The following is a 24,800-nucleotide window of genomic DNA, read 5'->3' as shown; positions in this document are numbered from 1 at the left end:
TTCGTGGCCGCTCGACGAACGCGAGCGGCGAGTCACGACCACTCGCGGGCACTCGCAGGCGCGGGCGGGCGCGGGCGCGGAGGGACTAGCGGTAGCCGCCGTCCTCCAGGCCCGCCTCGATCTCGAAGCGGTTGCGCAGGGGATCGCGGCCGGCGATCGCGTACAGGAACGGCATGAGCATGCCGTACCGGCGCCACTGCGACACGTGGACGCGTTCGTGCCGGAGCACCCGGTCGCCGTCGTTGTCCCTGGTGAGGTACACCGACCCGACGCACGTGCCGCCGCGCCGGAACACCCACCGCGGCAGCCCAGAGCACACGATCAGCCCGTCGACGCGGCGGATCGGGCCGGTCGACAGCGGCACGCCGATCGACAACCCGACGAGTGTCGCGAACGCCCAGCCCGCCCACGACACGGGGGAGTCGAGCAGCGGGTTGCGCATCCGCTACTCCGGGCGGCCGTAGGTCTCGAGGAGGCGCAACCAGATCTCGTTCATCGTCGGGTACGCGGGGACGGCGTGCCACAGGCGGTCGAGCGGGACCTCTCCGACGACCGCGATCGTCGCGGCCTGCAGCATCTCCGCGACGTCCTGGCCGACGAAGGTCATGCCGACGACGACCCCGCGGTCCTCGTCGACGACCATGTTCGCGCGACCCGTGTACCCGTCCGCCTGCAGGGCAGCGCCCGCGATGTTCCCGAGCTCGTACTCGACGGCGCGGACGTTCAGCCCCTGCTGCTTCGCTTTCGCCTCGGTCAGGCCGACGCTCGCGACCTCCGGGTCCGTGAAGGTCACCTGCGGAGCCGCGGCGTGGTCGGCGGTGGCGACGTGCGCGCCCCACGGCTCGGTGTGCAGCGGCGTGCCCTGGTACCGCGCGGCGATCGCCTCGCCGGCGGCACGCGCCTGGTACTTGCCCTGGTGGGTGAGGAGCACGCGGTGGTTGACGTCGCCCACGGCGTACAGCCAGTCCGTCCCCGTCACGAGCATCGTGTCGTCGACGTCGAGCCAGTCACCCGCGGTGAGCCCGACGGACTCGAGCCCGAGGTCGGCGGTGTGCGGCGTGCGCCCGGTGGCCGCGAGGACCTCGCTGGTGATGACCGTGGTGCCGTCGTCGAGGGTCGTGGTGACCAGTCCGTGCTCGTCACGGTCGACGCGCGTCGGGTTCACGCCCGTGCGGACGTCGATCCCGGACTCGCGCATGGCGTCGGCGACGAGTTCCCCGGCGAAGGGCTCCATCCCACCGAGCAGCCCGTGGCGAGCGACGAGGGTGACCTTCGCGCCGAGGGACGCCCACGCGGTCGCGAGCTCGGTGCCGGCGACGCCGCCACCGATCACCAGGAGGCTCTCCGGCACCGACCGGGCGCTCGTGCCCTCCCGGGTGCCCCACGGCTTCGCGTCCGCGAGACCTGGGACGTCCGGCAGCGCGTGCAGCGAGCCGGTGACGACGGCGACGGCCGCACGGGCGGTGTGGGTGGTGCCGTCGACCTCGATGGTCTTCGGGCCGGTGATGCGGGCGTGGCCGCGGACGAGGTCGATGCCGGCGGACTCCAGCCAGGAGACCTGCCCGTCGTCCTTCCAGTCGCTCGTGAAGGAGGTGCGTCGTGCGAGGACCGCCGCGGCGTCGAGCGAGCCCGTGACCGCCTCTGCCGAACCGGCGAGCCGCTTCGCCGCCGCGAGCGCGTGGCCACTGCGCAGGAGCGCCTTCGAGGGCATGCACGCCCAGTACGAACACTCACCGCCCACGAGTTCCGCCTCCACGATCGCGACCGAGAGGCCGCGCTTGTGGGCGTAGTCCGCCACGTTCTCGCCGACAGCGCCGGCGCCGATCACGATGAGGTCGTAGTCCGTCATGCGGCCGAGCGTACGCGGAGCGGCATGGAACCGGACCGAGTGCGGGTCGTCCCCCGGGCTACACCACCCGGGCGGCCGCACTCAGGGCACCGACGGCCCGCAGGATGACGCCCATGTCGTCCACGGCACGGTCCGGGTCGACCGGCGCGAAGCCGGTGAGCGCCGCACCGGCCAGCCGGCGTCCGCGCGTGGCGGCCTGGATCCGCTCGACGAGCGCCGCACCGTCGATGCCGAACGGAACGGGTTCCAGGAGCCCGTCGAGTTCGGACGGGTCGAGGACGTCGAGGTCGACGTGCACGTAGACCGAGTCGGCACCGGTCGCCTCGACCGCGGCGGCGATCGCGTCGGGAGTGGCCGCGTCGACGTCCAGGTGCGCGATGCCCGCCCTGGTGACGGCGTTCGCCTCGGCCTCGTCGATGCCCCGCGTGCCGGCGAGCACAACGGACGCGGGAGGGACGGTCGGCAGCGACGGGAAGAGCTCGGTCGGACGGTCGACCAGGATCCGGAGCGCGGCGGTCTCTGCGGCGATCGGCTGGGCACGGTTCAGCGCCCGGTAGCCGCTCGACCCCGAGATCCGGACGAATGCGGTGCCTGGCTCGAGGGCGACGCTGCCACCGAGTGCGCTCGACCCGTCGCCACCGATGACGAGCACCGGTTCGGATGCGATCGCGGTCTCCTCCGCCACGCGCTCCGCGACGTGGAGCACGGAGGTGTAGCGAGCGAGCGCGGTCTCGAGTCGGTCGCCGGCCCCGGTCGGGACGTCGACGACGGTGGTCGCGGTGCGGGGGAGATCGGCTGCTATGGCTGCGGCACCGTCGCCGAGGCGCATCGCACGCGACGACGCCGAACCCTGCCACTGACCGACGACGAGGAACTGCATCTCCTCAGTCTGTCAGGCGGGTCCGGCGTCGTCCGCAGTGCGTGGCCGGTTCAGCTCAGAGCGTCGACGAGCCGCCGGACTTCAGCGCGGCGAGACGCGCCTCGACCTCGGCGTCCTTGCCGACGTCCTCGAGGCTCTCGAACTGCGAGTCCAGGCTGGACGACTGGAGTTCCTGCTGACCGATGACCTTCGCCTCTTCGCGCCGGACCTTCTCCTCGAAGCGGTTGAGGTCGCTCGTCGGGTCGGTGATGTCGATGTTGCCGATCGCGTCGTTGACCTTCGACTGGGCTTCGGCCGTCTTCGAACGCGCCACCAGGCTGTCGCGCTTGGACTTCAGCTGCTCGAGCTTCTGCTCCATGTTCGTGATGCCGGTCTTGAGCTTCTCGACCTGCTCGTTCTGGGTGGCCAGCGGGGAGGCGTTGTCCTTGACCTCTTGCTCGGCGGCGATCTGCTTGCCGATCGCGATCTTCGCGAGGTTGTCGAACTTGTCGGCGTCCTCGGTCTTGCCCGCTGCGCGGTACTTGTCCGCCGCTGCCGATGCGTTGAGCGCCTTCTGGCCCCACTCCTGCGCGGCCTTGACGTCTTCCTCGTTGTCCTGTTCGAGCAGGCGGAGATTGCCGATGGTCTGGGCGACCGCGCTCTTGGCGTCCGCGATGTTGTTCGTGTAGTCGCGCACGAGCTGGTCGAGCATCAACTGCGGGTCTTCCGCGTTGTCGATGAGCTGGTTGATGTTCGCCCGGACGAGCGTGGAGATGCGACCGAAGATCGACTGCTTTGCCATTGCTGTTTCCCCTTCTTGGGATGGTGGTTGTGCCGTGCGAGGTGGTGCGACTCAGCGGATCAGCTCAGAAGCGACCTCCGCCCGAGAAGCCTCCGCCGCCTCCGCCTCCGCCGCCGCCGAAGCCCCCGCCTCCGCCGCCGAAACCGCCCCCGCCGAACGACCCGCCGCCGTAGCTGCCGCCGCGGCCACCGAGGAGCCCGCCGAGGATGATGCCGGTGACGAGGCCGCCGAGCTGGGCGCCGTTCCCGCCACCACCGCCGCCTGCGCCGGGCCACCCGCCCATGTCGTTGCCGGCTTCGTCCATCGCCGCCGCCGCGTACTGCTCGGCGGCACGGGCCGCCTGCAGCGCCCGCTGCGGGTCGGTGGTGGCGAGCTGGACCGCGTCGTCGAGTGCCCGTTCCGCCTCGGACAGGCGGGTCCGTGCCGTCGGGCCGACGCCACCACGACGGAGCGAGATGAACTCGCGCGCCTGACTGATCCTGGTCCGGGCGTCGCGGAGCGCCGCGTCGAGCGCCTGCATCGCGCGCTGGTTCTGCTCCTCGGCACCGCGGGCCGAGGCGAGCGCGGCGTCGATGGCGGTGTTCGCCTGCGTCAGCGCGTCGACGGCGGCGATCGGGTCCTTCGGGTCGAGGCGTTCTCGCAGGACGGTCTCCGCCGTGACGACGGCCGACGCGAGGTCTGGTCCGCCGGTCTTCATGGCGCGGGCCGCCGCGACGTCGCCCTCGATGTCGAGGCGCATCGCGTCCACCCGAGCGGTCGCTTCGCGGAACGACGCCTCTGCGCCGGTCGCCGACGCGCTGAGCTGCTGCACCTGTGCGAGCGCGTGTTGGGCGTCCCGGACGGCGACGACGGCTTGGCCCTTGTCACCGTTCGCGATGGCGGCGTCTGCTGCCTGCGATCGTTCGGTCGCGTACTCGAGGACCTGACGCGCCTGGTCGACACTGTCGGCGACGGTCGCGAGCGTGCGGCCGCTGTAGGTGCTCCTGATCCGTTCGAGCGATGCAGCCGCCTCGGCCACCGTCGCCGGGGCCGCGCGGACCGCCTCGCCGAGGGACACTGCTGCCGCCTCGACGCCGTCTTCCAGCGATCGGAGCTTGTCGAACGAGTCGGTCTGTTCCTCGATCGCGGCATGGGCCTGCTCGCAGATCGCGATGATCTGGTTCGACCAGTCGGCTCGCTGCTGGGGGGAGTCCGGGATCTCGTCGTCGAGCTGCTGCTGGAACGTGAACGCCTTGCGGACGTTCTTCTGCGCGGTGGCGACGGCGTCGGCGAAGGGCTTCGCGGCGTCGGGGCCGAACTGGGCCGTCGCGAAGCCGACCTCTTGTTCAGCGGTCCGGAGCTCGTCGTCGATGGTCACGAGCGCGGCACCCGCTGTGCGCTCGAGGTCCGCCAGGGACGCCTGCTGCGCCTTGGTCGCGGCGGCGGTCTTCCGCTTGTTCCGCGTCCGGATCACGAGCACGATGACGACGATCGCGACCACCACGACGAGCAGCAGGATCCAGAGCCACGTGAGGTTCGGCGGCTGCTGCGTCTGGGCGAGTCCGTTCGCGAAGGCGGTGGCGGCCCCTGCCCAGTCGTCCGCCTTGAGCTTGGGGAGCAGGTCGTCGTTGACGGCTGACTCGACGTCGCCGGAGCTGATGGAGGTCTCGTTGGTCTGCTGGACGTCGTAGTTGCGCTCGTCCACCGCGATCGAGAGCAGGATGCTGTCGTTCTGGATCTGGTTCTTGCTCATCACCGCGTCGCCCCAGGCGCCGTGGTCGGTCGGATCCGTGAACTCCGGCACGAACACGACGTAGAGCTGCGTCTTCGTCTCCGAGTAGAGGTCCTGGACCGCCTGCTCGACGTCGGACTGCTGCGACGACGTCAGCGCATCGGCGTCGTCGAGGACGTACGCGCCATCGAGGCCGACCGGCGCGGTCGCCCGAGCCGCGGTCGCCGGCGCGAGCACCAGCAGGGCGGTGATCGTCGCCGCAGCGAGTCGCGCTGCCCAGCGCCTGGACGTCCCCCTGCCCGTGATCGACCCGATCCTGCTCGATCCGCCCTGGACCGCTCGCATCCGTCCTCCGTCCGTCGGCGGCACCGTCCCGACCGTCCCGGTGCATCCCCGGAACGCCGCGGAAGGGCGCCGTCGCCCGGAGTCTATCCAGGCAGCGCAGCCCTCGTCCGGGAAGCGTCGCACCTGTGGAGAACACTCACGGGGGACACCGTCTGTCCCCCGATCGGGGTAGTATCCGCGGTGACCGTTTCGACGACGAAAGGGGTCGACGATGGAACGAACGACCAGCACCGAGGTAGTCCCGCTCGAGGACGGCTTCCACCGCGTCTCGACGCCCGCCAGTGGGGTGATCGGTTTCGTGCGCGAGCACGACGGCCGCTACGAGGTGCTCCGTGGACGCGTGCGCCAGGCCACCCGATCCGAGGGGCTGTACTCGACGATGAACGTCGCGCTCATCGCACTGACGCACGCCTGATCACCGCGGACTCACCGAGACACCGCACGACCTCCGAGACACCGCCGCATCCGGCGGTGTCTCGCTGTGTTCGCAGGACGTCGGCACGCGCGGTCGTATGGTGCGTGTGTGGGTGATCCGGGCCTCCAGACCGTGTCGGTGCGCGTCAGCGCGCCCGGCGTGACGCGGACGGCCGACCGGGAGGCCCTGCTCGCGTTCGTCGCGGAGGTCACCGGAGCGGACCCCACGACGGTTCGCGGCGGGCGCCGGTGCGCGCACTGCGGCAGCACCGCGCACGGGCGGCCGTGGGCCGCGGTGGAGGGCTGGGCAGCGCACACCCGGATCGGCGTGAGCCTGTCGCGGACGGACGGTGCCCTCGCACTCGCGGTCGGTCCTGCAGCGCTCGGCGTCGACGTGGAGCGCGTCGGACGGGTGGCCGCCGCGCCCCTCGACGCGTTCACGGCGGGGGAGCGCGCGCGGTCTGCGGGCGATGCGGCGCTCCTCGCGGCGTGCTGGGCCGGCAAGGAAGCCGTCCTGAAGCGCGACGGCAGGGGCATTCGCGTCGACCCCGGCGCGGTCGACGTCGACGTGACGACCGGGTCGGCCGCCCTCGAGGGGGTGGCGCATCCGGTATCCCTCGTGCGCCTCGAGGAGGACCTCGTGCTCGCCGTCGCAGCGGACGGGGTGCCGCTGGAACTCGAGGACCGCCGCTAGGGGAGTTCCGGGACGCCCGGGTCGTCGATCCACGGTGCGACGACGGCGTCGATCGCCGTCACCGATCGGTCGGACGCCGTCGCGAATGCGTCCAGCACGTCGGACGGCGCGACGGTGCCGTGGCGGTGTCGCTCGGTGATCGTGCGCAGCCCGTCGAAGAACGCGTCGTCGCCGATGGTCCGACGCAGTGCGTGCAGTGCGAGTGCGCCGCGCTTGTAGACCCGGTCGTCGAACATGTCCTTCGGCCCGGGGTCCGCGACGACGAGGTCCTCCGGCTGGTCGAGCAGTCCGGCGCGGTGCTCGTCGGCCAGCCGATCGGCGTCGTCACCGCCGCGGTGCTCGGACCAGAGCCACTCCGCGTAGCAGGCGAAGCCCTCGTGCAGCCAGATGTCCCGCCACCGTCCGAGCGTCACAGAGTTGCCGAACCACTGGTGCGCGAGTTCGTGGGCGATGAGTCGATCGGTACCGTGCTCACCGTCGACGTGGTTCCGGCCGAAGACCGCCAGCCCGTGGGCCTCGAGCGGGATCTCGAGCTCGTCGTCGGTCACGACCACGCCGTACGCGGGGAACGGGTAGGGCCCGAACCGGTCGGCGTAGAGCGCGAGCATGTCGGGCACCTGCCCGAAGTCGGACTTCGCCGCAGCGGCCAGGTCGGCCGGGTGGTGCAGCGTCACGGGGACGTCGGCACCGCGGATCGCGTGCGTCCGGTAGCGCCCGATCTGCACGGTCGCCAGGTAGGTGGCCATCGGGTCGGTCGTCGCGTACGTCCACCTGGTGCCGCGACCGGTGCGCTCCTTGCCGAGCAGCTCGCCGTTCGCGACGACGTCGTACCCGGTCTCGCACGTGATCTCGAAGCGGTAGGTGGCCTTGTCGTCCGGTCGGTCGTTGCACGGGAACCACGACGGCGCACCGGTGGGCTGGGCGGCGACGATGACACCGTCGGTCAGTTCCTCCCAGCCGATCTGGCCCCACGGGCTCCGGAGCGGTCGTGGGGTGCCGCGGTACCGGACGTGCACGGTGAACTCGGTGCCCGACGTGATCGGGGTCGCCGGCGTCACCGTGCTCTTATGGACGGCGGTGGTCGTCTTCCGCGCACGCTGCCCGTCGATGTCGACCCGATCGACCGACAGCCCGTGCAGGTCGACGACGACCTTGTCCAGGTCCTCGAGCGCGGTCGCGGTGATCGTCGCGGTGCCGTCGAGGCGGTTCGTCGCGACGCGGTAGTCGAGCCGGAGGTCGTAGTGGTCGGCACGCCAACGACGGTCTCCACTGTGCGGGGTGTACGGGTCGGCTGCGTTCGTCGGCTTCACGGTGCCGTCGAGTCTGCCACGCGGGCGGACGGCCCATCCCAGGCGGAGTCCCCGGGGGAGTCCTCCCACGGGGCGATGGGGTTCCCTGCCCAGCGGGTGCCGCCAGGGACCTGCTCGCCGCGCATCACCAGGGACGCCGGTGCGACGGTGGCTCCCGGGCCGATCCCGGCGGCGGGCAGGACGACGCTGTGCGGCCCGAGGGTGCCGCCGGCGTCGACGCGGACCTCGTCGAGCTGCATGACGCGGTCGTGGAACAGGTGCGTCTGCACGACGGTGCCGCGCGCGATGGTCGCCCCGGCACCGATCGTGACGAGGTCGGCCTCCGGCAGCCAGTACGTCTCCAGCCAGGTGCCCCGCCCGATCGTCGCGCCGAGGCTCCTGAGCCACGCGGCCAACGCCGGCGTCCCCGTCGCCTGCTCGGCGAACCACGGCCGTGCGACGGTCTCCACGAACGTGTCCTGCACCTCGTTCCGCCACACGAAGGACGACCAGAGCGGGTGTTCCGTGGCGGTGATCCGCCCGACGAACGCCCACTTCGCGATCGTCGACACGATCGCGGCAACGGCCCCGGCGACGATCAGGACGGGCGCGGCGAGGAGGACCGTCCACCCGATCCCGACGGCCGACCACAGCGCGACGAGGGAGGCGCCGACACCGAGCGCGATCGCCGCGGAGACCATCGGTGCGAGCACCCGCAGCACCTCCCAGCAGCCGCGGGCGACACGGAGGCGCGCCGGCGGACGGAAGGTGCGCTCCTCGTCGAACGTCGTCGCGGCACGTCGGAGCCGGACCGGCGGGGAGCCGAGCCACGACGACCCGCGCTTGGCCTTCTTCGGCACGGCGGAGAGCACCGCGACGAGCGCCTCGCGCGGGACGTTGCGCCCGGCGCCGGTCATGCCGCTGTTGCCGAGGAACGCGCGACGCCCGACCTTGGACTTCCCGATGGTGACCCGGCCACCGCCGAGCTCGTACGTGGCGACCATGGTGTCGTCGGCGAGGAACGCACCGGATGCGATCTGCGTGAGGGAGGGCAGGAGGAGCACCGTGGAGATCTCGGTGTTGCGACCGACCCTGGCACCGAGGAGCCGGAGCCACGGCGGCGTCACCAGGCTCGCGTACAGGGGGAACAGCAGCGTCCGTGCCGCGTCGAGGACCCGCTCGGTGCACCACGCCTGCCAGCCGATCCGGGAGCGGACGGGGTGCCTGCCCTCGTGCAGGGCGATCCCGAGCAGCCGGACGACCGCCACGACGAGCCCGGCGTACACGGCGCCGGCCACGATCGTCGCGAGGGGGACCACGGCGAGGGCGTGCAGCACGGCGGCGCCGAGCGACGTGGCGCCGCCGACGATCGCGACGGCGACCAACAGGCCGACGGCGACGCCGATCACCGGCAGACCGGCCACGGCCACCGACCCGGCCCCGTACGCGACGAGCCATCGACGTCGGGCCGGGGGACGGGCCTCCCGGTCGTGCCTGGCCGAGCCGACGCGTTCCGCCGGCGATCCCGCCCAGCGTTCCCCGTCCGGGACCTGCCCGGCGACGGCGGAGCCGGCCTCGATCTCGGCACCCGCGCCGACCGCTGCACCAGGCATGAGCGTCGTCCGGCTGTGCACGACCGCGTCCGCGCCGACCTGGACGCGCCCGAGTCGGAACACGTCGCCGTCGACCCAGTGGCCAGCGAGGTCGACCTCGGGCTCGATCGACGCACGCTTGCCGATCGTGAGCATGCCGGTGACCGGCGGCAGCGTGTGCAGGTCGACGTCGCGGCCGATCGTCGCACCGAGGGCCCTGGCGTAGTAGCTGATCCACGGGGCGCCGGCGGTGGACGGGCCGTCGACGGCCTCGGCGATCCGTTCCGCGAGCCAGACCCGGACGTGTACCGATCCGCCGCGCGGGTGGTCTCCCGGTCGGACGCCGAGCAGCACCAGCCGGACCAGGGCGACGGTGAGCGCCATCTTCCCGATCGGGGTGACGAACACGAGCAGTGCGAGCACCAGCACCGGGACCGGCAGCGCCGGCAGGAACGGCAGCGTGGTGACGTGCAGCACCCCGGCGACGAGCGCCGTCCACGTCAGGACCCGCAGGCCGCGGAGCAGCTGCACCGGGAGGCCGAGGAGCGTCAGGGCCAGCCCCGTCGCCGGCGGTGTCGGACGGACGTCGCGCGACGCGGCGGCGACCGGTCCCGATGCGTCGAGCGCATCGGCCAACGCCCCGATCCGCGGGTGGTCGTACACGTCGGCCACGGTCGTCGTCGGGTAGCGCTCACGGATCGCGGACACGAGCTGCGCGGCCGTCAGGGACCCGCCGCCGTGGGCGAAGAAGTCGTCGTCCTCGCCGGTGACGGGCACGCCGAGGATCGCGGTCCAGCGCTCGGCGATCCAGGCGACCGTCGGCGGGAGCACCGCGGTGTCGCCGCCGGCGGGACCGGTCAACGGCCAGGGGAGCGCGGCACGGTCGACCTTGCCGGACGTCCGGGTGGGCAGGGAGTCGACGACGGCGAGGAACGGGACGAGGGCCGCAGGCAGTTCCTCGCGGAGCCTGGCATTCGCTGCTGCGGTGTCGATCGTCGCACCGGCGACGGGGGCGACGTACCCGACGAGGACCTGGTTGCCCGCCGGGGTCCGCTGCACGACGGCGGCACCGCCCGCGACGTCGTCGAGGGCCTGCAGTGCGGCGTCGATCTCGCCGAGTTCGATGCGGCGGCCGCCGAGCTTCACCTGGTCGTCCGCACGACCCTGGAACACGAGACCCTCCTGGTCGTACCGGACCAGGTCGCCGCTCCGGTACGCGCGCTCCCACCCGAGCGACGGGAACGGCGCGTACTTCTCGGCGTCCTTCGCCGGATCGAGGTACCGGCCGAGTCCGACGCCGCCGATGACGAGTTCGCCGACCTCGCCCGGCGCGACCCTGGCGCCCGCCGGGTCCACGACGGCGAGGTCCCAGCCGTCGAGGGGCAGGCCGATGCGGATCGGTGCCGACCCGTCCATCAGGGAGCCGCAGGCGACGACGGTGGCCTCGGTCGGACCGTAGGTGTTCCAGACCTCGCGGTCCCTGGAGGCGATGCGGGCGGCGAGCTCCGGCGGGCATGCCTCGCCGCCGAAGATCACCAGACGGACCTGCTCGAGGGCGTCGTCCGGCCAGAGTGCCGCGAGGGTCGGGACGGTGGACACGACGGTGATGCCGTGCACGATGAGCCACGGACCCAGGTCCACGCCGGTCCGGACGAGGGAGCGGGGCGCCGGCACCAGGCACGCGCCGTGCCCCCACGCGAGCCACATCTCCTCGCAGGACGCGTCGAACGCCACGCTCAGCCCGGCGAGCACGCGGTCCCCCGGTCCGATCGGTGCGCGCTGCAGGAAGATCCGCGCCTCGGCGTCGACGAAGGCCGCCGCGGAACGGTGGGTGACCGCGACGCCCTTCGGGACGCCGGTGGAGCCAGACGTGAAGATGATCCATGCGTCGTCGTCGACGGTCGGAGCCGCCGTCGGCGACTTGTCCCCGTCGTCGCCGACCGGGATCGCGGCGCCGTCGCGGGTGCGCAGCACCCCGCCCGCTCCGATCACGCCGACGACGCCGGCCTCGCCGAACACGAGCGTCGCGCGCTCCTCGGGGTCGTCCGCGTCCACGGGCACGTACGCCGCGCCGGCAGCGAGCACCGCGAGGATGGACAGGTACAGGTCACGGCCGCCGGACGGGATGCGAATGCCCACCCGGTCGCCCCGCCGGACACCGCGAGCCGCGAGGTCGTCCGCTCGCTCGCGCACCAGCGACACGAGCGTCCGGTAGTCGATCGTCCCGTCCGGGTCCTCGAGCGCGAGGGCCTCCGGGTGCGCGTCCGCGGTCGCGGTGAGGACGTCGAGCAGCATACGCGGATCGGCGGCGAGGTCGCCGCGGGCGAGTTCCCGCTGCGGGTTCCCGGTGACGATGGGCATCGCGTCCTCTTCCCGGTCGTGGACTGGTCGACCGGCCGGTGATCCTAGGGGGCCGAGGTGTCGTGCTCGGAAACACCCCGGACGCCGAGGGCGATCCTGGCCTCGTCGAGCGCCGTCGCGAGTCCGATCGAGTCGTCGAGCCCGTGCAGCGGCGACTCCGTCCGGCCGTCCGCGACGTACCGCGCGAGCGCTGCCGCCTGCCACGCCAGACCCTGCCTGCCGCGGAGCCCGGTCGGTTCGGACCACCGGTCCTCACCGGCCGCGTGGTGCAGCACGAACGACGCGGGGAAGACGAAGTGGTCGGTGTACCGAACGGTCGCCTCGGTGCCCGCGACGACGGCGAGACCGGGCGTCCACGCCGTCATCGACGTGGTCACCACGGACTGCGCGCCGCCGGTGGCCGTCGACACGGTGACGGACTGGAGGTCCACCCCGCGATCCGAGACCGCCCCCGTCGTCCGGCTGGTCACCGGGGCACCGGTGGCGAAGCGGGCGAACCAGTGGCCGTAGACGCCGGCGTCGAGGAGCGCGCCTCCGCCGGCCTCCGGGTCGAACATCCGGTCTGCCGGGTCCGGCTCGTGCGGCCAGCCGACGTCGACGGTCGCCAGGTGGACGTCGCCGAGGACACCGTCCGCGATGAGCTGTGCGATGACGGTGGTTCCAGGGAGGTACCTGGTCCACATCGCCTCCATCGCGAGCACCCCGGCGCCGCGGGCCGCGTCGGCGAGGCGTCTGGTGTCCGCGGCCGAGGTCGTCATCGGCTTCTCGACGAGGACGTGCTTGCCGGCGGCGATCGCGAGGAGTGCGTGTCCGAGGTGCTGCGGGTGTGGAGAGGCGACGTAGACGACGTCGACCGCGGGGTCGGCGACGAGTGTCTCGTAGGAGCCGTGCACGCCGTCGACCCCGTGTCGGGCGGCGAAGGCGGCGGCGCGTTCGGGGGAGCGTGACCCGACGGCGACGACGCGCTGGTCGGAGTTCGCGTGCAGGGTGCTCGTGAAGTCGTGCGCGATCTTGCCGGGCCCGATCACACCCCAGCGGAGTGTCGGCCCGCCTCGGAGCGGCTCAGCGGTGTGCACCGGAAACGAGAACATGCACCGCACGCTACCGGGACTGGTGCGTTCCGCCCCGGAGGTGACCACGGGGGAACGGTCGCGGCCTGCCGCGATGTCGCGCGCTGCCGACCGAGCGCAGCGAGGACGACAGCTTGCGCGGGAATGTCACTGTGCCCCCAGGAGGATTCGAACCTCCGCCCCTGCCTCCGGAGGGCAGTGCTCTATCCCCTGAGCTATGGGGGCCCTGGGTGGGAACAACCGTAGCAGGTCCCGACCCCGCCCCGGGACCACCGGCTGCAGCCCGGGCGTGCCCGACTTCCGCCAAGATCGTCCCATGCAGCCAGGAGCGCGTCCCGTCCTCGCCGTGGTCGACGTCAGCGACGCCGACCGACACGATCCCGCGTTCCACGACGCCCTCACGACGCTCACCGGTCGTGCCGTCGAGGTCGCCCGCGCCGCGGGGTGGGAGCCGCGTCGGGTGGCTGCCGAGCAGCTCGGGCCCGCTGGACTGCGGCGGGCGCTGGCGGACGCCGACGGCGTGCTCGTGATGGGCGGCGAGGACGTCGCCCCGGCGCACTACGGCGGCCCCGAGGACTACGAGGGGCGCGGGCAGCACTTCGCCGTCGCCGACCTCGCGCAGATCGAGGCGGTCCGTGCGGCGGTCACGGACGGGCTGCCGACGCTCGGCATCTGCCGTGGCATGCAGGTGATCAACGTGGCGTTGGGTGGCGACCTGGTCCAGCACCTCGAGCACGGCGGGCACGTGGCGCCGGGGGACCCCGCGGAGAGCATGGTCGACCACCGGGTGTCGGTGGCGGCGGGCAGTCGGCTCGCGTCGGTGCTCGGATTCGAGGAGCTCGACGTGCGGTCGTCGCACCACCAGGCGGTCGGGCGGGTCGGCGACGGACTCCGCGTGGTCGCCACCGCGCCGGACGGCACGGTCGAGGCGGTCGAGCACGAGACTGCGCCGCTCTGGGCGGTGCAGTGGCACCCGGAGGACTCCGGTGCCCGTGGCACCGCGCTCCGCGACCTGCTGGTCGCGATGCTGCCGTCACGCGACTGACGACCGACGGGAGGCTCGTGGCGGTCCGGCACCGCGCCTCCAGTCGGTCCGACCCGCGTCAGCCTGCCGGAGTCGCGGTCGAGGAGGCGGCCGGCGCGAGGGCCTGGCGGACGGCATCGACGACCGGCTGGGCGGAACCCGGCTCGGTGAACAGCGTCGAGGACGTGGTGATCCAGTACGGGTCGGCGAACGCGTCGGCACGGCCGACGTCGTCGGTCAGGGCGAAGTACCCCTCCACGCGGTAGGTCGGCACCGACCCGCCGCGTTCGTAGAGTGCGTCCTTGAGGTTCGTGAGCGACTTCTCAGGCAGGTCCGCGACGGCCAGCGTGATCGTCATGGACTCGTCCGTCACCTCGTGGAAGACGCAGACGCGGCCGCGCTGCTGCGCGATCTTCGCCGCTGCCGATCCCTTCTCCGGGGTCGCGGACGCGTCGAGTTCGAACTGCTTCCCGTACACGGCGAAGGTGGTGTCCGGCACGAGCTCAGCGCACGTCTGACTGATGCGCTTGCCGATCGGGGCGGCCGTGGCGCTCGCACTCGGAGCCGTCGTCGGGGTCCGCGTGGGGGACCCGCCGGAGTCGCCGCCGGAGCAGGCGGCGAGCACGAGGGCTGCGGGGACGGCGAGCGCGGCGACGCTGATCGCCCGGGCGGATCGTCGGGTGGTCATGCGGACATGATGCTGCACGTCGCCGGGTGCGACCGGTGGGTCGTCGCTCGCCCGGTAGACTCGTGCGCCGTGACTCCTGCCGAACTCTCCGCCGCGTACCTGTCGATCCTGACCGGGATCGTCGAGCGCCGAGGCGCGTCCGACACCGTGACCGTCGAGGAGTCGCACGTCGCCCTCGAGCGCCCCAAGAACCGGGCGCACGGCGACTGGGCGTCGAACGCCGCGATGCAGCTCGCGAAGCGCCTCGGCACCAACCCGCGGGAGCTCGCGACCGAGATCGCCGGCGAGCTGACCGAGCTCGACGGTGTCGCCTCGGTGGACGTCGCGGGCCCCGGCTTCATCAACATCACGCTCGAGGCTGCGGCGGCCGGCGAGATCGCCCGCACCATCGTGGAGTCCGGCGAGTCCTTCGGGCACGGCGACCTGTACGACGGTGTGCGCATCGACCTGGAGTTCGTGTCCGCGAACCCGACCGGACCGATCCACATGGGCGGTGTCCGCTGGGCGGCGGTCGGCGACAGCCTCGCCCGGGTCTTCCAGGCGCAGGGCGGCCTCGTCACCCGCGAGTACTACTTCAACGACCACGGCAGCCAGATCGACCGGTTCGCCCGGTCGCTCGTCGCGTCGGCGCTCGGGGAACCGGCACCGGAGGACGGCTACGGCGGCGCGTACATCGCCGAGATCGCGGCCCGCGTGCTCGCCACCTTCGACGGGGACGTCCGCGACATCCCCCGCGACGAGGCGCAGGAGATGTTCCGCCGTGAGGGCGTGGACTTCATGTTCGCCGACATCAAGCAGTCGCTCCACGAGTTCGGCGTCGACTTCGACGTCTACTTCCACGAGAACTCGTTGCACGAGTCGAAGGCCGTCGAGCGCGCCATCGAGCGCCTCCAGGAGCAGGGCCAGATGTACGAGGCCGACGGCGCCCAGTGGCTCCGCACGACCGACTTCGGCGACGACCGGGACCGTGTCGTCATCAAGTCCGACGGGGAGCCCGCGTACATCGCCGGCGACCTGGCGTACTACCTCGACAAGCGCGAGCGCGGGTTCGAGCGGAACCTCATCATGCTCGGCGCGGACCACCACGGCTACGTCGGCCGCATGATGGCGATGTGCGCCGCGTTCGGTGACGAGCCGGGCAAGAACCTCGAGATCCTCATCGGCCAGATGGTCAACCTGCTGAAGGACGGCCAGCCGTTCCGGATGTCGAAGCGCAACGGCACGATCGTCTCGATGGAGGACCTCGTCGAGGCAGTCGGTGTCGACGCGGGCCGGTACGCGCTCGTGCGGTTCGCGATCGACACCGCGATCGACATCGACCTCGACCTGCTGACCAAGCGCACCAACGACAACCCGGTGTTCTACGTGCAGTACGCCCACGCCCGCACGCAGTCCGTCGCGCGGAACGCCGCGGCCTCGGGTGTCGACCGTTCGGCGTTCGACGCGTCGCTCCTCACGCACGACACCGAGGGTGCGCTCCTCGGGGCCCTCGCCGAGTACCCGCGCGTGGTCCGGCAGGCCGCCGAGCTCCGGGAGCCGCACCGCATCGCGCGGTACATCGAGCAGCTCGCCGGCCTCTACCACCGCTGGTACGACGCCTGCCGGGTGACGCCGCTCGGGGACGAGGACGTGACCGACCTGCACCGCACGCGGCTCTGGCTGAACGACGCGACGGGCCAGGTCGTGCGCAACGGCCTCGGGCTCCTCGGCGTGGGCGCCCCCGAGCGCATGTAGTCTCCGCGCGCCGGCCGCGCTGGCGTCGGCGCCGCACCCCACCACGAACATCGCGCCCCGTCACGACGGGGCGCGATGTTCGTCAGCGGGCGCAACCGGCGACCGCGCCACGCGCCGGACCCGCGCCGAGCCTCCAGGCGGGCTGCCGGGGGAGGCTGGCAAGGTGGGACGCATGTCCACCGCAACCGACACCCCGAAGCGGCGCCGCCGCGGCCGCACCCTGACGATCGTCGTGATCGGCATCGTGGTCGTGCTCGCCGCGCTCGTCGTCATCGCCGAGTTCGTGCTCCGCGGCGTCGTGGACCGGATGATCGCGCAGCAGGTGGAGCAGTCCCTGCCTGCCGGGACCGAGGGGACGGTCGACGCCCACGCGAACGGCGTCCTCATCCCGCAGCTGATCGGCGGCTCCCTCGACGAGGTCGAGATCTCGTCGGAGAAGATCACGGTCGACGGCGTCCCGCTCGCCGCCGACGTCACGGCGCACGACGTGCCGATCGACGGCGCAGGAGCCGTGCACGACGTGGACGGCACCGTGACGCTCGCGGCGTCGAGCGTGAAGGACCTGTCGAAGTACAGCCCCCTGTTCGACCGGATGTCGCTCGTCGACGGCGGCGTGCAGCTGTCCGGCACGACCGCGGTGCTCGGCTACGACATCTCGTACGAGGCCCGCGGTTCCGTCGTCGCCCAGAGCGACGGCAAGGGCATCACGATCACCCCGAAGACGGTCAGGATCACGAACTCGGCACTCGACCTCAAGGTTGACGACATCCCCGGGGTGACGAACACGCCCGTGTCGGTGTGCACGGCGCAGTTCCTCCCCGAGTCGCTGCGGGTCCGGTCGCTCGACGTGACGGCGGCGCACGCGACGGTGCGCGTCACGGCGGACGAGCTCCCGCTGAGCGAGCAGGGTCTCCAGACCACCGGAACGTGCTGACAGCTCCACAGCGGTTTCGTCCACAGCGGTTTTGTCCACAGCGGCGTAACGCAGGCCGGGAGGCCCGTCCCGGCTCGGTAGGATCGGGTCCCGTGAGCGAGAACCCACTTGCCCCGCCGCGGCTGCGGTTCCCGACGGACGCCTCCGCGCTGACCGCGCGGATCTGGCCCGCCTCCGCGACCAGGACGGACGACGGCTCGCTCGCGGTCGGCGGCGTGTCCGCCGACGACCTGGTGGCCGAGTACGGCACGCCGCTCTACGTGGTCGACGAGCGCGACGTGCAGTCCCGCGCGGTCCGGGTGCGCGACGCCTTCGCCGAGGCGTTCGGTCGCATCGGCACGACGGCGCACGTCTACTACGCGGGCAAGGCGTTCCTCACGACCCAGGTCGCCGCGTGGATGGCCGAAGCAGACCTCCGCGTCGACGTGTGCACCGGGGGAGAGCTCGCGGTCGCCCTGGCCGGCGGGGTCGACCCCGGTCGGCTCGGGTTCCACGGCAACGACAAGTCGGACGCCGAGATCGCCCGCGCGGTCCAGGTCGGTGTCGGCACGATCGTGCTCGACAGCCACGAAGAAGTGCAGCGGGTCGCGGACGCCGCAGCGGCCGCCGGGGTCGTCCAGCGTGTCCGCATCCGGATCAACAGCGGGGTGCACGCCTCGACGCACGAGTACCTCGCGACGGCTCGGGAAGACCAGAAGTTCGGCATCCCGTTGACCGAGGCGGTCGCCGCCGCGGAGACGATCCGATCCCTGCCGTCCCTGGCGTTCGTCGGGCTGCACTCGCACATCGGTTCGCAGATCTTCGACGAGTCCGGTTTCCGTGAAGCCGCTCGTCGTCTGATGGACGTGCACGCGACGCTCGTGCAGTCCGGTCCGGTGCCGGAGCTCAACCTCGGCGGCGGGTGGGGCATCGACTACACCGAGGCGGACTCGGCGTTCGAACCAGAAGACGTGGCGGACGCCCTCGCGACGATCGTGGCGGATGCCTGCGCCGAGCGCGGCATCCCCGTTCCGGAGATCGCCGTGGAGCCAGGGCGGTACATCGTCGGGCCGGCGGGGCTCACGCTCTACCGTGTCGGCACGATCAAGCCCGTGACGCTCGAGACCTCCGACGGGCACGACCAGGCGACGCGCACCTACGTGTCGGTGGACGGCGGCATGAGCGACAACGCGCGTCCCGCCCTGTACGGCGCCGAGTACACCGCGCGCCTCGCCCGCACCTCCGACGCCGATGCGGTGCTCACCCGCGTCGTCGGCAAGCACTGCGAGAGCGGGGACATCGTCGTCCACGACGAGTACCTCCCCGGGGACGTCCACCGCGGCGACCTGCTGGCGGTCGCGGCGACCGGTGCCTACTGCTGGAGCCTCGCGAGCAACTACAACCACGTCGGTCGCCCGCCGGTCGTGGCGGTCGCCGACGGCCGAGCCCGTATCCTCGTCCGTGGTGAGACGGTCGACGACCTCCTCGCCCGCGACACCGGGGTGTCGCCCGCGGCCGCAGCCGGTGCCGCGCGGTGAGCCCCCGAGATCCCGGAGACACGCACCACATGATCGAATACCGCAACGTCCGCGTCGCGCTGCTCGGAGCCGGCTCGGTCGGCTCGCAGGTCGCGCGACTCCTCCTCGAGCACGGCGACGAGCTCGCCTCGCGCGCCGGCGCCGGCCTGGAACTCGTGGGCATCGCCGTCCGTGACGTCGACGCCCAGCGCGACGTCGACCTCCCGCGGGAGCTCTTCACCACGGACGCCGGTTCGCTGATCCTCGGCGCGGACATCGTCGTCGAGCTCATCGGCGGCATCGAGCCGGCACGTACCCTCGTGCTGCAGGCGCTGCAGTCCGGTGCCGACGTCGTGACGGGCAACAAGGCGCTCCTCGCGACGCACGGCCCCGAGCTCTTCGCCGCGGCGGAGCAGGTCGGCGCGCAGCTCTACTACGAAGCCGCCGTCGCCGGGGCGATCCCGATCATCCGCCCGTTGCACGACTCGCTCGCGGGGGACCGCATCGAGCGGATCATGGGCATCGTCAACGGCACCACGAACTTCATCCTCGACCTGATGGACCGCGAAGGCGCCACGTTCGAGGACGCCCTCGCGACCGCGACGGAGCTCGGGTACGCCGAGGCCGACCCGACCGCCGACATCGAGGGGTACGACGCCGCGCAGAAGGCCGCGATCCTGGCGTCGCTCGCGTTCCACACCTCGGTGCCGCTCGCCGCCGTGCACCGCGAGGGCATCACCTCGGTGACCATCGAGCAGGTCCGTGCCGCGCGCAAGGCCGGCTACGTCGTGAAGATCCTCGCGACGTGCGAACGCCTGACGGACGAGAACGGTCGCGAAGGCGTCAGCGCCCGCGTGTACCCGGCGCTCGTCCCGGACACCCACCCGCTCGCGAGCGTCCACGGCGCGAAGAACGCCGTCTTCGTCGAGGCAGAAGCCGCCGGCGACCTGATGTTCTACGGCGCAGGTGCCGGTGGTGTCGAGACCGCCTCCGCGGTCCTCGGCGACCTGGTCTCCGCTGCTCGTCGGCACGTGATCGGCGGCCCCGGCGTCGCCGAGTCGACGCAGTCCGCGCTGCCGGTCTTCCCGATCGGCACCGTCCGGACGAGCTACCAGATCACCCTGCACGTGACGGACGCCCCCGGCGTGCTGTCGACCGTCGCGGGCGTGCTCGCGAAGCACGGCGTGAGCGTCGAGACCGTCGAGCAGTCCAGCGCGCACGGCGAGGGCGGCACCGCCACCCTCGTGATCGGCACGCACGAAGCACGCGAGTCCGACCTCGCCGACACCGTCGCAGCCCTCCGTGGCGAGGCGACCGTGACCGACGTCGCCAGCGTGCTCCGCGTCGTCGGCGCCTGAGCAGCACCGTCCCGACCAGCACCGCCCCCGTTCCACCAGCCCCGAAGCACCAGACAGAGAGAGAACCCTGATGGCCCACCAGTGGCAGGGAGTCCTGCGCGAGTACGCCGACCGTCTCGACGTGACCGAGGCGACGCCCGTCATCACGCTGGGGGAGGGCGGCACGCCGCTCATCCCGGCGCGTCGGCTGTCTGAGCGCACCGGCGCGGACGTCTACGTGAAGTTCGAGGGCATGAACCCGACGGGCTCGTTCAAGGACCGCGGCATGACGATGGCGATCTCGAAGGCCGTCGAGCACGGCGCGAAGGCCGTCATCTGTGCATCGACCGGCAACACGAGCGCCTCGGCCGCCGCGTACGCGACGCACGCGGGCATCACCGCCGCCGTGCTCGTCCCCGAGGGCAAGATCGCGATGGGCAAGCTCAGCCAGGCCGTCGCCCACGACGCCCAGCTGCTGCAGGTCCAGGGCAACTTCGACGACTGCCTCGACATCGCGCGCGACCTCGCCGCGAACTACCCGGTGCACCTCGTCAACTCCGTGAACAACGACCGCATCGAGGGGCAGAAGACCGCCGCGTTCGAGGTCGTCGACGTCCTCGGTGACGCGCCGGACTTCCACTTCCTGCCGGTCGGCAACGCCGGCAACTACACGGCGTACTCCCGCGGCTACCGCGAGGACGTGGCCGCCGGTCGTTCGACCAAGATGCCGCGCATGTTCGGCTTCCAGGCTGCCGGCTCGGCGCCGATCGTCAACGGCGCCGTCGTCGAGCACCCCGAGACGGTCGCGTCGGCGATCCGCATCGGCAACCCCGCTTCGTGGAAGTTCGCTCTCGAAGCGCGTGAGGAGACGGACGGCTACTTCGGTGCGATCACCGACGCCGGCATCCTCGCCGCACACCGCATCCTGTCGGCCGAGGTCGGCGTCTTCGTCGAACCCGCATCGGCCATCGGTGTCGCGGGACTCCTCGAGCGCGCCGACGCCGGGCAGATCCCGAAGGGCGCAACGGTCGTCATCACGGTGACGGGCCACGGCCTGAAGGACCCGCAGTGGGCCCTCCGCACCGAGGACGGCAGCGACGTGACGCCGACGAGCGTCCCGGTCGACACCGCGGCGATCGCGGACGTGCTCGGACTGGCCGGCGCGCAGTGAGCACCGACCGCTCGTCCGGGCCGGACGGGGGCGTCACCGCCCGCAACGCTGTACCGGCCGGACGGGCGGTCCGCGTGCGGGTACCGGCGACCTCCGCCAACCTCGGCCCGGGGTTCGACTCGCTCGGCCTCGCGCTGTCCCTGTACGACGAGGTCGAGGTCCGTGTGCGGCCCGAGCCGGGTGCGACCGTCACGGTCGACGGTGTCGGTGCTGGCGAGGTCGCGACCGACGACACGAACCTCGTGGTCCGTGCGATCCGGCGTGGTCTCGAGCACGCGGGCGTCGAGCAGCCGGGGCTCGAGCTGCACGCGGTGAACGCGATCCCGCACGGCCGCGGCATGGGGTCCTCCGCCGCCGCGATCGTCGCCGGGCTGATGGCGGCCAGGGGACTGCTCGAGGGCATCGTCGACCTGGACGCGTCGACCCTGCTGACCCTCGCGACGGAGATGGAGGGGCACCCGGACAACGTCGCGCCGGCGCTCTTCGGCGGGCTCACCATCGCGTGGATGACCGCAGAGGGCCCCGCGTACAAGCGACTCCTGGTGCACCGCGGCGTCTCGCCGGTGGTCTTCGTGCCGACCTCGACGCTGTCGACCAAGCTCGCGCGGTCCCTGCAGCCGGCCAGCGTGCCGCACGCCGACGCCGCGTTCAACGTGTCCCGCTCGGCACTCCTCGTCGCGGCGCTCATCCAGAGCCCGGAGCTCCTGCTCGCTGCGACCGAGGACCGGCTCCACCAGACGTACCGGGCGAGCGCGATGCCGGAGACCGACGCGCTCATCCGGCTGCTCCGGCAGCACGGGCTCGCCGCCGTCGTGTCCGGTGCCGGGCCGAGCCTGCTGGTGCTCGGGAGCGATCCCGCGCAGCGTCTCACCGCCGCCGGGCTGGTGGAACGACACGCCGAATCCACCTGGCGCGCGCTCATGCTGGCCGTCGATCTGGGTGGTGCTACAGTGGTGCCGCACCCGGCGGTCCACGAAGAACGCCCCTAGCGCGGCTCGACAGTCAGCAGGGAATCTCCGACCCCAGGTGTGATCTCCCTCAGATCACCGATTCCCGGCCCGTCGTCTGAACGGCGGCCGATGCACTGCGCTTGCCCACCCGTGCAAGTGCGCTCCGTGCGGGAGTCGGTGAAAAATCTCCGCGCTCTGCGGTTCGGAAGGAACACAGGAACTTGACCGACGTGAACAACTCTGCCGACACGGTGGAGATCCCCAGCGACCTGCGCGCACTGCGCCTGCCCGAGCTGCAGCGCATCGCCTCCTCCCTCGGCATCACGGGGCTCTCGAAGCTCCGCAAGGGCGACCTCATCGCCGCCATCGAGGACAAGCGCCCCGCCGAGGCGACGACGCCAGACACCACGGCCCCCGCGGCTGCCGCGCAGGCGCCCGAGCAGCCCACCCTGCCCGAGGTCGAGGCACCCGCCGCCGAGGCACCCGCCGCCGAGGCCCCCGCCGCCGAGGCGACCACGACCGAGGCGCCCTCGCGTGCTCGTCGCTCGCGCCGCGCCACCTCCGGCGGCAACGTGACCACCGCGCCGACCACGGCAGCTGAGCACACCAACCACGGTCAGACCGGTACCGAGGACCTCCTCGCCGGGCTCGACCAGGTCCGCGCCGAGAAGGACGCAGCCGAAGCCGGCCAGAACGGTGGCCAGCCCGCAGGCCAGAACGGTGGTCAGCGTCGTCGTCGTGGGCAGAAGCCCGCCGAGCAGGCTCCGACCAGCGCCGCCGAGGCACCCGTCGCCGAGTCGTCGACCGACGCGGTCGACGACCAGTCGAACCAGAACGACCAGTCCAGCCAAAACGACCAGAACGACCAGCAGAACGACCAGAACGGCGAGCACGAGGGCGGTCAGCGCCGCGGTCGTCGCAGCCGTGGCCGTGGTCGCGGACGTGGGCAGAACGCCGACACCGCCGACCAGCAGGGCCAGCAGGGCCAGCAGGGCCAGCAGGCGCAGGACGACCAGAACGGTCGCCAGCAGAACGGCAAGCAGGACGCCGACAGGGGCGACCAGCAGAAGCAGGGCGACCAGCAGAAGCAGGGTCAGAACCAGGGCGACCAGCAGAAGCAGCAGCAGCAGCAGAAGCAGGGCCAGAACCAGCAGGGCCAGCAGAAGCAGAACCAGGGCCAGAGCAGCCAGAACCAGCGCGACGAGCAGCAGCGTCACAACGACGAGGCCGAGAGCGGCCGCAGCCGTCGCCAGCGTGACCGCAAGCGCGGCCGTGGTGGCCAGAACGACGACTTCGAGCCGGAGATCACCGAGGACGACGTCCTGATCCCGGTCGCCGGCATCCTCGACGTGCTCGACAACTACGCGTTCGTGCGGACGACCGGGTACCTCCCGGGCCCGAGCGACGTGTACGTCTCCCTCGGCCAGGTCAAGAAGTACCACCTGCGCAAGGGCGACGCGGTCGTCGGCGCGATCAAGCAGCCGCGCGACAACGAGCAGCAGAGCCGCCAGAAGTACAACGCCCTGGTGAAGATCGACACGATCAACGGCCAGTCCGCCGACGACGCCGCGAACCGCGTCGACTTCCAGGACCTCACGCCGCTGTACCCGAACGAGCGCCTGCGCCTCGAGACCGAGCCGGCGAAGCTGTCGACCCGGATCATCGACCTGGTCGCCCCGATCGGCAAGGGCCAGCGCGGCCTGATCGTCTCGCCGCCCAAGGCCGGCAAGACCGTCGTGCTGCAGGCCATCGCGAACGCGATCTCGAAGAACAACCCCGAGGCGCACCTGATGGTCGTCCTCGTGGACGAGCGGCCCGAAGAGGTCACCGACATGCAGCGCACGGTGAAGGGCGAGGTCATTGCCTCGACCTTCGACCGCCCAGCCGAGGACCACACCACGGTCGCCGAGCTCGCCATCGAGCGTGCGAAGCGCCTGGTCGAGCTCGGTCACGACGTCGTCGTGCTCCTCGACTCGATCACCCGACTCGGCCGCGCCTACAACCTCTCGACGCCGGCCTCCGGTCGCGTGCTGTCGGGTGGCGTCGACTCGTCCGCGCTGTACCCGCCGAAGCGCTTCTTCGGCGCAGCGCGCAACATCGAGAACGGCGGCTCGCTCACCATCCTCGCCACGGCGCTCGTCGAGACCGGGTCGAAGATGGACGAGGTGATCTTCGAGGAGTTCAAGGGCACCGGCAACATGGAGCTCCGCCTGAACCGTCACCTGGCGGACAAGCGGATCTTCCCGGCCGTGGACGTCAACGCATCCGGCACCCGTCGCGAGGAGCAGCTGCTCTCCGCCGACGAGGTCAAGATCACGTGGCGACTGCGTCGTGCCCTCGCCGGGCTCGACCCGCAGCAGGCGCTCGAGATCGTGCTGCGGAACCTCAAGGAGACGCAGTCCAACGTCGAGTTCCTCGTCCAGGTGCAGAAGTCGGTCCCGGCGACCGGCAACGGTCACCACGGCCACCAGGAGTAACCG

At 72.0% G+C, this 24,800-nt stretch carries 19 protein-coding genes and 1 tRNA gene; 10 read left to right on the top strand and 10 right to left on the bottom strand.

What is annotated here, in order from left to right; all coding sequences use genetic code 11:
- Window positions 1-85: 85 nt before the first annotated feature.
- The 5 genes from ACIPJ2_RS11435 to ACIPJ2_RS11415 form a co-directional block, all read right to left on the bottom strand.
- Window positions 86-442 (bottom strand): Fe-S oxidoreductase, encoded by a 357-nt coding sequence (locus ACIPJ2_RS11435; protein WP_402728898.1) that lies wholly within the window; start codon window positions 440-442, stop codon window positions 86-88.
- 3 nt (window positions 443-445) lie between these two features.
- The gene (locus tag ACIPJ2_RS11430) at window positions 446-1,849 is read right to left on the bottom strand and encodes a dihydrolipoyl dehydrogenase family protein (RefSeq protein ID WP_402728897.1); all 1,404 of its coding nucleotides are present in this window, start codon (window positions 1,847-1,849) and stop codon (window positions 446-448) included.
- Window positions 1,850-1,907: 58 nt separating this feature from the next.
- On the bottom strand, window positions 1,908-2,729 hold the full coding sequence (locus ACIPJ2_RS11425; protein ID WP_402728896.1) for an arginase family protein: 822 nt from the start codon (window positions 2,727-2,729) through the stop codon (window positions 1,908-1,910).
- 55 nt (window positions 2,730-2,784) lie between these two features.
- Window positions 2,785-3,510 carry a PspA/IM30 family protein gene (locus tag ACIPJ2_RS11420; protein WP_402728895.1) on the bottom strand — a complete coding sequence of 242 codons (726 nt, stop codon included), beginning with the start codon at window positions 3,508-3,510 and terminating at the stop codon, window positions 2,785-2,787.
- A 64-nt stretch (window positions 3,511-3,574) separates the two neighbouring features.
- The gene (locus ACIPJ2_RS11415) at window positions 3,575-5,566 is read right to left on the bottom strand and encodes a TPM domain-containing protein (protein WP_402728894.1); all 1,992 of its coding nucleotides are present in this window, start codon (window positions 5,564-5,566) and stop codon (window positions 3,575-3,577) included.
- 211 nt (window positions 5,567-5,777) lie between these two features.
- Between ACIPJ2_RS11415 and ACIPJ2_RS11410 the strand changes: the two genes are divergently transcribed.
- Window positions 5,778-5,981, top strand: coding sequence for a hypothetical protein (locus ACIPJ2_RS11410; protein ID WP_144765352.1), 204 nt, complete (start codon window positions 5,778-5,780; stop codon window positions 5,979-5,981).
- 108 nt (window positions 5,982-6,089) lie between these two features.
- The gene (locus tag ACIPJ2_RS11405; RefSeq protein ID WP_402728893.1) at window positions 6,090-6,674 is read left to right on the top strand and encodes a 4'-phosphopantetheinyl transferase family protein; all 585 of its coding nucleotides are present in this window, start codon (window positions 6,090-6,092) and stop codon (window positions 6,672-6,674) included.
- On the opposite strand, the gene ACIPJ2_RS11400 is transcribed toward ACIPJ2_RS11405, so the two are convergent.
- From ACIPJ2_RS11400 to ACIPJ2_RS11385, 4 genes are all read right to left on the bottom strand, one after another.
- Window positions 6,671-7,984: a M1 family metallopeptidase gene (locus ACIPJ2_RS11400; RefSeq protein WP_402728892.1), complete on the bottom strand. Its 1,314-nt coding sequence runs from the start codon at window positions 7,982-7,984 to the stop codon at window positions 6,671-6,673. The two genes, ACIPJ2_RS11405 and ACIPJ2_RS11400, sit on opposite strands and share 4 nt — an antisense overlap.
- On the bottom strand, window positions 7,981-11,916 hold the full coding sequence (locus tag ACIPJ2_RS11395; protein ID WP_402728891.1) for a Pls/PosA family non-ribosomal peptide synthetase: 3,936 nt from the start codon (window positions 11,914-11,916) through the stop codon (window positions 7,981-7,983). The genes ACIPJ2_RS11400 and ACIPJ2_RS11395 overlap by 4 nt, the downstream gene beginning before the upstream one ends.
- Before the next feature lie 44 nt (window positions 11,917-11,960).
- Window positions 11,961-13,007, bottom strand: coding sequence for a Gfo/Idh/MocA family protein (locus ACIPJ2_RS11390; protein ID WP_402728890.1), 1,047 nt, complete (start codon window positions 13,005-13,007; stop codon window positions 11,961-11,963).
- Between the two features lie 132 nt (window positions 13,008-13,139).
- Window positions 13,140-13,211 (bottom strand) — tRNA-Arg (locus tag ACIPJ2_RS11385).
- A 91-nt stretch (window positions 13,212-13,302) separates the two neighbouring features.
- On the opposite strand from ACIPJ2_RS11385, the gene ACIPJ2_RS11380 reads away from it, so the two are divergent.
- Window positions 13,303-14,031, top strand: a complete 729-nt coding sequence (locus ACIPJ2_RS11380) for a gamma-glutamyl-gamma-aminobutyrate hydrolase family protein (RefSeq protein ID WP_402728889.1) — start codon at window positions 13,303-13,305, stop codon at window positions 14,029-14,031.
- Between the two features lie 58 nt (window positions 14,032-14,089).
- Here ACIPJ2_RS11380 and ACIPJ2_RS11375 read toward each other — a convergent pair whose 3' ends face one another.
- Window positions 14,090-14,698: a hypothetical protein gene (locus ACIPJ2_RS11375; RefSeq protein WP_402728888.1), complete on the bottom strand. Its 609-nt coding sequence runs from the start codon at window positions 14,696-14,698 to the stop codon at window positions 14,090-14,092.
- 69 nt (window positions 14,699-14,767) lie between these two features.
- Here ACIPJ2_RS11375 and argS point away from each other — a divergent pair, with 69 nt between their 5' ends.
- From argS to rho, 7 genes are all read left to right on the top strand, one after another.
- Window positions 14,768-16,432, top strand: a complete 1,665-nt coding sequence (gene argS / locus ACIPJ2_RS11370; protein WP_402728887.1) for an arginine--tRNA ligase — start codon at window positions 14,768-14,770, stop codon at window positions 16,430-16,432.
- Window positions 16,433-16,604: 172 nt separating this feature from the next.
- On the top strand, window positions 16,605-17,366 hold the full coding sequence (locus tag ACIPJ2_RS11365) for an LmeA family phospholipid-binding protein (protein WP_281264759.1): 762 nt from the start codon (window positions 16,605-16,607) through the stop codon (window positions 17,364-17,366).
- 92 nt (window positions 17,367-17,458) lie between these two features.
- Complete coding sequence (lysA, locus tag ACIPJ2_RS11360) at window positions 17,459-18,883, top strand: diaminopimelate decarboxylase (RefSeq protein ID WP_402728886.1); 1,425 nt, start codon at window positions 17,459-17,461, stop codon at window positions 18,881-18,883.
- 29 nt (window positions 18,884-18,912) lie between these two features.
- Window positions 18,913-20,220 carry a homoserine dehydrogenase gene (locus tag ACIPJ2_RS11355; RefSeq protein WP_402728885.1) on the top strand — a complete coding sequence of 436 codons (1,308 nt, stop codon included), beginning with the start codon at window positions 18,913-18,915 and terminating at the stop codon, window positions 20,218-20,220.
- Between the two features lie 70 nt (window positions 20,221-20,290).
- The gene (gene thrC / locus ACIPJ2_RS11350) at window positions 20,291-21,370 is read left to right on the top strand and encodes a threonine synthase (protein WP_402728884.1); all 1,080 of its coding nucleotides are present in this window, start codon (window positions 20,291-20,293) and stop codon (window positions 21,368-21,370) included.
- 74 nt (window positions 21,371-21,444) lie between these two features.
- Window positions 21,445-22,359: a homoserine kinase gene (gene thrB / locus ACIPJ2_RS11345; RefSeq protein WP_402728992.1), complete on the top strand. Its 915-nt coding sequence runs from the start codon at window positions 21,445-21,447 to the stop codon at window positions 22,357-22,359.
- Window positions 22,360-22,541: 182 nt separating this feature from the next.
- Window positions 22,542-24,797 carry a transcription termination factor Rho gene (rho, locus tag ACIPJ2_RS11340; RefSeq protein WP_402728883.1) on the top strand — a complete coding sequence of 752 codons (2,256 nt, stop codon included), beginning with the start codon at window positions 22,542-22,544 and terminating at the stop codon, window positions 24,795-24,797.
- Window positions 24,798-24,800 lie beyond the last annotated feature (3 nt).

The sequence above is a fragment of the Curtobacterium sp. NPDC090217 genome (assembly GCF_044746705.1).
GTDB lineage: Bacteria > Actinomycetota > Actinomycetes > Actinomycetales > Microbacteriaceae > Curtobacterium.
This window is presented reverse-complemented; position numbering and strand designations above follow the sequence as displayed.

Coding starts and splice junctions, on each gene's coding strand:
- ACIPJ2_RS11435 (WP_402728898.1), bottom strand. CDS start 442: ATGCGCAACCCGCTGCTCGACTCCCCCGTGTCGTGGGCGGGCTGGGCG.
- ACIPJ2_RS11430 (WP_402728897.1), bottom strand. CDS start 1,849: ATGACGGACTACGACCTCATCGTGATCGGCGCCGGCGCTGTCGGCGAG.
- ACIPJ2_RS11425 (WP_402728896.1), bottom strand. CDS start 2,729: ATGCAGTTCCTCGTCGTCGGTCAGTGGCAGGGTTCGGCGTCGTCGCGT.
- ACIPJ2_RS11420 (WP_402728895.1), bottom strand. CDS start 3,510: ATGGCAAAGCAGTCGATCTTCGGTCGCATCTCCACGCTCGTCCGGGCG.
- ACIPJ2_RS11415 (WP_402728894.1), bottom strand. CDS start 5,566: ATGCGAGCGGTCCAGGGCGGATCGAGCAGGATCGGGTCGATCACGGGC.
- ACIPJ2_RS11410 (WP_144765352.1), top strand. CDS start 5,778: ATGGAACGAACGACCAGCACCGAGGTAGTCCCGCTCGAGGACGGCTTC.
- ACIPJ2_RS11395 (WP_402728891.1), bottom strand. CDS start 11,916: ATGCCCATCGTCACCGGGAACCCGCAGCGGGAACTCGCCCGCGGCGAC.
- ACIPJ2_RS11390 (WP_402728890.1), bottom strand. CDS start 13,007: ATGTTCTCGTTTCCGGTGCACACCGCTGAGCCGCTCCGAGGCGGGCCG.
- ACIPJ2_RS11380 (WP_402728889.1), top strand. CDS start 13,303: ATGCAGCCAGGAGCGCGTCCCGTCCTCGCCGTGGTCGACGTCAGCGAC.
- ACIPJ2_RS11375 (WP_402728888.1), bottom strand. CDS start 14,698: ATGACCACCCGACGATCCGCCCGGGCGATCAGCGTCGCCGCGCTCGCC.
- ACIPJ2_RS11365 (WP_281264759.1), top strand. CDS start 16,605: ATGTCCACCGCAACCGACACCCCGAAGCGGCGCCGCCGCGGCCGCACC.
- ACIPJ2_RS11355 (WP_402728885.1), top strand. CDS start 18,913: ATGATCGAATACCGCAACGTCCGCGTCGCGCTGCTCGGAGCCGGCTCG.
- thrC (WP_402728884.1), top strand. CDS start 20,291: ATGGCCCACCAGTGGCAGGGAGTCCTGCGCGAGTACGCCGACCGTCTC.